We start from the raw sequence: 3,324 nt of genomic DNA, 5'->3' as shown, positions 1-3,324 counted from the left end.
TCGCCCTTCGTGATATGAGCTTGTCTTTTGATTTTTTGGAGGTGTTGATGAAAACATTTCTTGTCAAACAAAAGTTTCGTCTTGGAGGCGAACGCTTCGCTATCAAGGATGACAGGGGAGAAATCGCCTATCAGGTGGAGGGATCATTTTTTAAGATTCCCAAAACTTTTACCATCTATGATGCTAATGGTGAACAGGTCAGTCAGATCAGTAAAGAAATCTTGACCTTGCTTCCTCGTTTTGAGATTCAGCTTCGGGATGGCTCGAGTTTTGTCATTCGTAAGAAGTTGACCTTCTGGCGAGATAAGTATGAGTTTGATAATCTAGGTCTTCGTATCGAGGGCAATATCTGGGATTTGAATTTCAAATTGCTGGATGATCGCGATCAGCTGATTGCGGAAATTAAGAAGGAACTCTTCCATCTGACCTCTACCTATACCGTAACGGTTCTTGAGGACGCTTATGCAGACCTAGTCATTTCCCTCTGTGTCGCGATTGACTATGTGGAAATGCTGGAAAGCCAATCACATTAAACAAGTAAATAAGGAGATAATATGAAACAACTATCTAGTGCACAAGTACGCCAAATGTGGCTTGATTTCTGGGCGACCAAAGGTCACTCTGTAGAACCATCAGTAAGTTTGGTTCCTGTAAATGACCCAACTCTTTTGTGGATCAACTCTGGGGTAGCGACCCTTAAGAAATACTTTGATGGGACTATCATCCCTGAAAATCCACGTATTACCAATGCCCAAAAGGCGATCCGTACCAACGACATCGAAAACGTAGGGAAGACTGCACGTCACCATACCATGTTTGAAATGTTGGGGAACTTCTCTATCGGAGATTACTTCCGTGATGAAGCTATCACTTGGGCTTATGAGCTTTTGACAAGTCCTGAATGGTTTGACTTCCCTGCTGAAAAACTTTACATGACCTACTATCCAGATGATAAAGATTCTTACAACCGTTGGATTGAAGTGGGAGTGGATCCAAGTCACTTGATTCCGATTGAAGACAACTTCTGGGAAATCGGTGCAGGACCTTCTGGACCAGATACAGAAATCTTCTTTGACCGTGGAGAAGCCTTTGACCCAGAAAATATCGGACTTCGCCTACTTGCAGAAGATATTGAAAACGACCGTTATATCGAAATCTGGAACATCGTTTTGTCACAATTTAACGCAGATCCTGCTGTTCCTCGTAGCGAATACAAGGAATTGCCACACAAGAACATTGATACGGGCGCTGGTTTGGAGCGTTTGGTGGCGGTTATCCAAGGGGCTAAGACAAACTTTGAAACAGACCTATTCATGCCTATCATTCGTGAAGTGGAGAAATTGTCTGGTAAGGTTTATGACCAAGATGGCGATAACATGAGCTTTAAGGTTATCGCTGACCACATCCGCTCCCTTTCATTTGCCATCGGTGATGGTGCCCTTCCAGGAAATGAAGGTCGTGGTTATGTCCTTCGTCGTCTTCTTCGTCGTGCTTCTATGCATGGTCAAAAATTGGGAATCAACGAGCCTTTCCTTTACAAACTCGTTCCAACTGTTGGAAAAATCATGGAAAGCTACTACCCAGAAGTGCTTGAAAAACGTGACTTTATCGAAAAAATCGTTAAGAGCGAAGAAGAATCATTTGCTCGTACCCTTCACTCAGGTCAACACTTTGCCCAAGGCATTGTAGCTGACTTGAAAGAAAAAGGTCAATCTGTCATTGCTGGTTCAGATGTCTTCAAACTTTACGACACTTACGGATTCCCAGTGGAATTGACAGAAGAAATCGCTGAAGAAGCTGGTATGACTGTAGACCGTGAAGGTTTTGAAGCAGCCATGAAAGAACAGCAAGAACGCGCGCGTGCCTCAGCTGTCAAGGGTGGCTCAATGGGTATGCAAAATGAAACCCTTCAAAACATCACTGTAGAAAGTGTCTTCAACTACAATGCTAGCCAATTGTCTTCTAAATTGGTGACAATCGTGGCTGACAATGCAGAAGTAGAAGCTGTGTCAGACGGAACTGCCTCTCTTATCTTTGCAGAAACGCCATTCTATGCTGAAATGGGTGGACAGGTCGCTGACCATGGACAAATCTTGGGTGAGTCAGGTAAGGTTGTGGCTACTGTGACCAATGTTCAAAAAGCACCAAACGGACAAGCTCTTCATACAGTTGAAGTCCATGCACCACTTGCTTTGAACCAAGAATATACCTTGGCAATCGATACCAATCGTCGTCACCGTGTCATGAAAAACCACACTGCGACACACTTGCTTCACGCTGCCCTTCACAATATCCTTGGAAACCACGCAACACAGGCAGGATCTCTTAACGAAGTTGAATTCCTTCGCTTTGACTTTACTCACTTCCAAGCTGTAACTGCTGAAGAATTGCGTGCGATTGAGCAGCAAGTCAATGAGAAAATCTGGGAAGCTCTTGAAGTTAAGACAGTTGAAACGGATATTGACACTGCCAAAGAAATGGGTGCGATGGCTCTCTTTGGTGAGAAATACGGCAAGGAAGTCCGTGTTGTCACTATCGGTGACTACTCTATCGAGCTTTGTGGTGGTACCCACGTTGGCAACACTTCTGAGATTGGACTCTTCAAGATTGTCAAAGAAGAAGGGATCGGATCAGGAACTCGCCGTATCTTGGCAGTGACTGGTAAGGAAGCCTTTGAAGCCTACCGTGAACAAGAAGATGCTCTTAAAGCAGTTGCAGCAACCTTGAAAGCACCTCAGCTTAAAGAAGTACCTCACAAGGTAGAAGGACTTCAAGAACAACTTCGTCAATTGCAAAAAGAAAATGCTGAGTTGAAAGAAAAAGCCGCAGCAGCTGCCGCAGGCGATATCTTCAAGGATGTTAAGGAGGTCAATGGTCACCGTTACATTGCTAGCCAAGTTTCTGTATCAGATGCAGGTGCCCTTCGTACCTTTGCAGATAATTGGAAACAAAAAGACTACTCTGATCTTCTTGTTCTAGTTGCCGCTATCGGTGACAAAGTCAATGTCCTTGTAGCAAGCAAGACAAAAGACCTTCATGCAGGAAACCTTGTCAAAGAATTAGCACCAATCGTCGATGGACGTGGTGGTGGTAAACCAGACATGGCCATGGCAGGAGGAAGCAACCAAGCTAAAATCCAAGAATTGTTGGATGCAGTAGCAGGTAAATTGTAATCAAGTAATACTCTTCGAAAATCTCTTCAAACAACGTCAGCTTCGCCTTGGATTTTATATGAGACTGACTTCGTCAGTCTTATCTACAACCTCAAAGCAGTGTTTTGAGCAACCTGCGGCTAGCTTCCTAGTTTGCTCTTTGATTTTCATT

2 protein-coding genes are annotated in these 3,324 nt (G+C 44.0%); both read left to right on the top strand.

Annotated features, from left to right (window positions below; genetic code table 11):
• Positions 1–47 precede the first annotated feature (47 nt).
• Positions 48–533 (top strand): LURP-one-related/scramblase family protein, encoded by a 486-nt coding sequence (locus ADI58_RS08825; protein WP_049522288.1) that lies wholly within the window; start codon positions 48–50, stop codon positions 531–533.
• Positions 534–554: 21 nt separating this feature from the next.
• Positions 555–3,173, top strand: a complete 2,619-nt coding sequence (gene alaS, locus ADI58_RS08820) for an alanine--tRNA ligase (protein WP_049522285.1) — start codon at positions 555–557, stop codon at positions 3,171–3,173.
• Positions 3,174–3,324 lie beyond the last annotated feature (151 nt).

This window comes from Streptococcus mitis (assembly GCF_001074635.1).
GTDB lineage: Bacteria > Bacillota > Bacilli > Lactobacillales > Streptococcaceae > Streptococcus > Streptococcus mitis_E.
The sequence above is the reverse complement of the archived record's forward strand: the minus strand, read 5'-3'. Positions and strand labels throughout refer to the sequence as shown.